The sequence below is a fragment of the Kitasatospora sp. NPDC004669 genome (assembly GCF_040609455.1).
Taxonomy (GTDB): Bacteria; Actinomycetota; Actinomycetes; order Streptomycetales; family Streptomycetaceae; genus Kitasatospora.
Window position 1 is genome coordinate 19,325 of the sequence record NZ_JBEXKB010000096.1, and the last position, 4,937, is coordinate 24,261.

The 4,937-nt window shown below is 69.4% G+C and carries 4 protein-coding genes and 1 pseudogene; 3 read left to right on the forward strand and 2 right to left on the reverse strand.

Features of this window, described 5'->3' with window-relative positions:
• Positions 1 to 553: 553 nt before the first annotated feature.
• Both ABZW30_RS41815 and ABZW30_RS41820 read left to right on the forward strand, forming a co-directional pair.
• Entirely contained in the window at positions 554 to 1,345 is a 792-nt protein-coding gene (locus tag ABZW30_RS41815; protein WP_355676553.1) for a hypothetical protein, read from the forward strand.
• Positions 1,346 to 1,494: 149 nt separating this feature from the next.
• Positions 1,495 to 1,704: pseudogene (locus ABZW30_RS41820) on the forward strand (transposase); the annotation flags it as partial.
• Positions 1,705 to 1,743: 39 nt separating this feature from the next.
• On the opposite strand, the gene ABZW30_RS41825 reads toward ABZW30_RS41820, so the two are convergent.
• Positions 1,744 to 2,322 (reverse strand): suppressor of fused domain protein, encoded by a 579-nt coding sequence (locus tag ABZW30_RS41825; RefSeq protein ID WP_355676554.1) that lies wholly within the window; start codon positions 2,320 to 2,322, stop codon positions 1,744 to 1,746.
• Between the two features lie 147 nt (positions 2,323 to 2,469).
• Positions 2,470 to 4,146, reverse strand: coding sequence for a DUF885 domain-containing protein (locus tag ABZW30_RS41830; RefSeq protein ID WP_355676555.1), 1,677 nt, complete (start codon positions 4,144 to 4,146; stop codon positions 2,470 to 2,472).
• Between the two features lie 339 nt (positions 4,147 to 4,485).
• On the opposite strand from ABZW30_RS41830, the gene ABZW30_RS41835 reads away from it, so the two are divergent.
• Positions 4,486 to 4,937, forward strand: a 452-nt coding sequence (locus ABZW30_RS41835) for a winged helix-turn-helix domain-containing protein (protein ID WP_355676556.1), incomplete at its 3' end; no start/stop codon positions are given.

Here is a 4,937-nt window from a genome sequence, read left to right on the forward strand (position 1 = left end):
CCGGCGGGAGAGTTCGTTGTACGAGAGCCTGGCGTCCGCCTGCAGCTCGGCCAGCAGCGGCGACCGAAGCGACCAGGGCTGTCAGTGGGCTTCCGCGAGGCAGCTGGGAGGGGCCGCGGTCGGCCGACCCCGATCGGCGCGAACGGCTTCGCCGGACGCGCAGAAGAATGGCCAGCCCGCCGCGGGCGCGTACCCCGAACCGAACTGCTTGTTGATTGCCCGCTCGACGACGTTGCGCTTCTTCCGACTCTGCCGCAGGCGTGCTCACAGCGGTGGGTCCCTTCCTGTCGGCACACCGGGTGTGCCACGTCGCCTGTCCCGACCACGATGGCACGCCTGCGACCGCACGACCTGCCAAAGGCGCTGAACACCTTTCACCGCCCGGCACGCCTGTGCCCGGCACTCCACGGGGACGCGTGTGTACTATCCTCCGACGCGCCCGGTGCCCGGCCGTGTCACATCACCTCCGCCGGAGGGCGGGCCACCGCGAAAGCGCTGGAACCGTGGTGACATCGGGTCGAACAGGCCTTGTCGTCGAACGTGGAGTGGTCGAATGCCATCACCGGGGCGCCGCAAGGCCCTCCTCGCCGTGTGCGCCGTCGTCGCGCTCGCGGCTCTGTCCGCGGCGGTGCGCTACGCTGCGGACCGCGAGCCCGGCGCTGACGCAGGGCTGTTCAGCCAGGTGCTCGTCAGCGCCGACGGCCGCACCCTCACGACACCGGTCATGTGGACACCGTGCCAGGAGGCCGAACCGCGGCTGTTCGCGCGCGAGACGTCGCAGGCGGTCGCCGCGGATCTGAAGGCCGGGAACACGGTGGACCTGACCCACGAGTGCCCCTCGGCTGGCCGACTGGTCAGTTTCACGCTCCACGCGCCTCTGGGGACCAGACAGCTGTCGGAGGCCAACACGGGAAAGCCCTTCGTCCCGTTCCCCGCTGCCCGGCTCTCCGACGTCGGCTACCTCCCCCCGGGCTTCACGGCGACACCGGACGTCCCCCTGGTCTTCGGTTCCGTGGCCGGACCGTGGACGCCCAATCCGTACAACCGCAGCGACACCGTGCCCTCCTGGACCCGCTACTACGCGACCGCCGGCAGGCCCGCGTTGAGCATCACCCAAGTCCTCCCCGCGGCCGGCGCCCAGGACCCGGCATCGGGCACGCACGCCGGTGCACCGATGTCCGTCAACGGCCACAGCGCGTCCCTCGTGTGCGACACGGATTCCGAACGCGCCCTCACCTGGTCCGACGGCGTCAGCACGTTCACCGTGGTGAGCTTCGACCCGCAACACGCGGCGCTGTCGCCCAACGAGCTCCTTCGGGTGGCCGACGGCCTGCGGAACCCCTGAGGAGCACGAGCAGCCCGCGTCCGTCCTCGATCGGCAGCCCGGGCTGTGGCAGGTTGGGGGCATGAGCGAGCCGACCACACCGCCGCGCCGAACGCTGATTGTGCTGCGCCACGCGAAGTCAGCGTGGCGACCCGCTGCCCGACGGGATGGACCGTGTCCTCGCCGACGACCTACCGGCTCTGCACTCCCTGGTCACCGGCCTCCGCCGGGACCAGGGCGCCGTGACCGCCAGCCTGTCCAGCTCCTGGAGCTCGGGCCAGGTCGAGGGCCAGGTCACACGCATCAAGCTGATCAAGAGGCAGGGCTACGGGCGGGCCAGCCTCGACCTTCTCCGCAAACGTATCCTTCTCGGTCTCTGACCGTCGTCGCAGCCTGTTTCTCGTCTCCGCCCGCCCGTCTCAGGCCACGGAGGCCCGCTTTGGATCGATGGGGTCGATCGCATGCTCATCGAAGCGGAATTCAAGTGCCTCGAGTCCCATCTCCCGACGGAAATCCTTCTCCGCTGCGGTGATCGGCAACAGCCATAGGATCCGGGCATGGGCTCCGCCTTCCCACTTGCAGACCTCGAAGTCGGGTCCGAAGGGATACGGCAGGCTCACCAGGTAGTGGTCGCAGTCGGAGTCATCGAGCCACGGTCGGCCGATGGGGACGGTGTGTCCGACGTCGAGTCGCTGGTGTACCGGTCCGCAGTGGTAGTACGCGTTGACGGTGACGCTCTCCAGGTTGATCCATTCGTCGCGCGGTGCCGCGAGAAAGAACTCCGTGCCATGGCCATCGTGCTGAGTCGCCTCCCAACAGCCCGACGTCACATACAGCCACCAGTCGCCTGGATACGCGGGATGAATCCGGAACACCCGGAACCCGGGCACGCGATCCTCGATGGGCCCATCCACACCTGGGACCTCATCGATGACGCGACCAGGGAGTATCCGACGGAGGTGATCGAGAAGAGCAGCGCGTGCTGCGGTGTCCGGCATCCGATCATGATGCCCGAGGCCGCCGCAGCCCATCAGCCGGGGTCGGCGCCAGCCTGACCACAAGATCTTCGCCAGGGCCGAATAACGCGAGCGGACCCCGTTCCGGCGGTCGGCATCCTCGTTGAACGGGGTCCATCGCTGCCGCGCCTACAGTGCGGCAAGGTGGTCGACCAGGTCATCGAGACCGAGCGAGCCCAGGGAGAGCGCCTTCATGTGCCAGGCCTTGAGGTCGAACGCTGCGCCCAGTCGGCGGCGGGCGGCTTCGCGCCCCTTCAGCCAGGCGCGCTCACCGAGCTTGTAGCCGATGGCCTGACCGGGCCAGCCGAGATAACGGACGATCTCACTGCTGCGCAGTTCGGCGGGGCTGCCGTTGTACGTGGCCATGAACTCCGTGGCGAGCTCCGGGGTCCAGCGCTCACCGGGGTGGAAGCCCGCGTCGGCGGGGATGGCCAGGCCCAGGTGCATGCCGATGTCGATAATCACCCGGATGGTGCGCAGCATCTGCTCGTCGAGGAAGCCGAGGCGGTGGGCGGGGTCGGTGAGGAAGCCCAGGTCGTCCATGAGGCGTTCGGCGTACAGGGCCCAGCCTTCGGTGTTGGCGCTGACCATGCCCAGCGTGGTCTGGTAGCGGCTCAGCTGGTCGGCGAGGGCGACCCACTGGGCGAGTTGCAGGTGGTGGCCGGGGACGCCCTCGTGGTACCAGGTGGTGACGAGCTGCCAGGTCGGGAACGCGTCCCGGCCGAGAGTCGGCAGGTACGTGCGCCCGGGTCGGCTGAAGTCCAGGCTGGGGCCTGCGTAGTACGGCGTCGCAGCGCTTCCGGCGGGGGCGATCCGGGACTCCACCTTTCGCACCGGTCCGGAGATGTCGAAGTGGGTGCCGTCGAGGGCTTCGATCGCCTCGTCCATGATCTGCTGCAACCAGTCGCGGATCCCCTCCTCGCCCTTGACCGTGTGGCCGTGCCGCTCAAGGTGGTACATGACGTCGAGGACGCCGGCCCCGGGCAGCACGCGCTCGGCCTCAGCCCGCATCTCGGCGGCCGTGCGATGAAACTCGCTCCAGGCCCAGGTGTAGGCCTCGTCCAGGTCGAGCTCGGCGCCGGTGTGGTGACGCACGGCGAGCCGGTAACGATCCCGGCCGACGGCGTCCGGAGTCTTGGCAGTGGCGGGGGCGTAGCTGTCGCGAAGCCAGTTGCGGAACTCGGCGACGGCGGCGGTGGCCTGACAGGCGGCCGCGTCCAGTTCGCCGCGCAGCCGTTCGGGGCCGGGGGCAACGAAGTCGGCGAACCACCCCATGCTGTCGGTGCCCTCGCCGGTCCAGGCGGTGAGCTGGTCGATGACCACGGCTGCCTGGCGGGGTGCTGCGAGCAGGTCCCGGGCGATCCCCTCGGTGAGCGTTGCCCGATATCCGTCGAGCGCGGCGGGCAGGTTACGCAGCCGTCCGGCCACCGCCGCCCAGTCGTCGTCGGTGACGGTCGGCATGAAGGTGAAGATCTCCCGCACGTGGTGCACGTGCGCGCCAATGTTGCGCAGCTGGCGGAAGTTCTCGCCGGCGTCGTGCAGGGCGAGCTCGGCGGTGAGGCGCTCCCGGAGCAGCCGGGCGCAGGCCCGATCGGTGGGGTCCTCGGTGGCGGGGGCGGCATCGAGCGCGGCGAGGGTGTGTAGGGCGATGTCGGCGAGCGCTTCGAAACCTTCCGGGGAGAGGTCCGGCTGCCGGTCGTCGCCCGGGTGCAGACCCAGCCAGGCGGCCTCCAGCGGGTCGTGTGCAGCCACCTGGTCGAGGTAGCGGTCGGCGATGCTGCGTGGAGTGATCGTTTCATCTGCCATGCCACCATCCTGGCGCACCGTCAGGATGACGTGACGAGCGGCCGACATCCGGCAGTGCCTCCGCCCGGCCAGTGCCAGTCTCGGCATTCAACGTAGGTGAAACGTGTAGGTCAGTCACCATTCTTCGGTGAGACTGCTCAACCTTCACTGCGCCTGGACAACCGACATCGCGAGTTCAACCTGAGTACTGACCTCGGTGCTTCAAGGTGATTGGCCTGTTTGTGTAGCTGACTGACCATCATGTGCGCGGTATGCCGTTGGTATGCGCTATGCGCTATGCGCTATGCGGATGGGGGCGGGCTGACGGCGAAGGCACGTCAGCGCCGCGAGGCGGTGCGACTGGAGGCCGCCACGTTGTTCGACGAAGGTGTCCCGCCGGGGGAGGTTGCCCGCAGGCTGCGGGTGACCGCGAAATCGGCCTACCAGTGGCACCAGGCCTGGCGGGAGGACGGGATCGGGGCGCTGGCCTCACGGGGACCGGGTGGGCAGCGATGCAAGCTGTCGGCGCGGTGCCGGGAGAAGCTCGCCGAATACCTCGAACAGGGGCCGGCCGCGCACGGCTGGAATGAGGACCAGGTGTGGACCGGCGCGCGGGTGGCGACGCTGATCGGCCGCACGTTCCATGTCTCCTACAGCGTCTCGGGGGCCACCCGTCTGATGCGCCGGCTCGGCTTCACCCCGCAAATCCCCGCGCGCCGGGCCGCGGAACGCGACGAGCAGGCCGTGGCCGCCTGGAAGGAGGCGACGTGGGCGGAGGTAAAAGCGCCCGGGCGGCCTGCGACGGCTGGCTC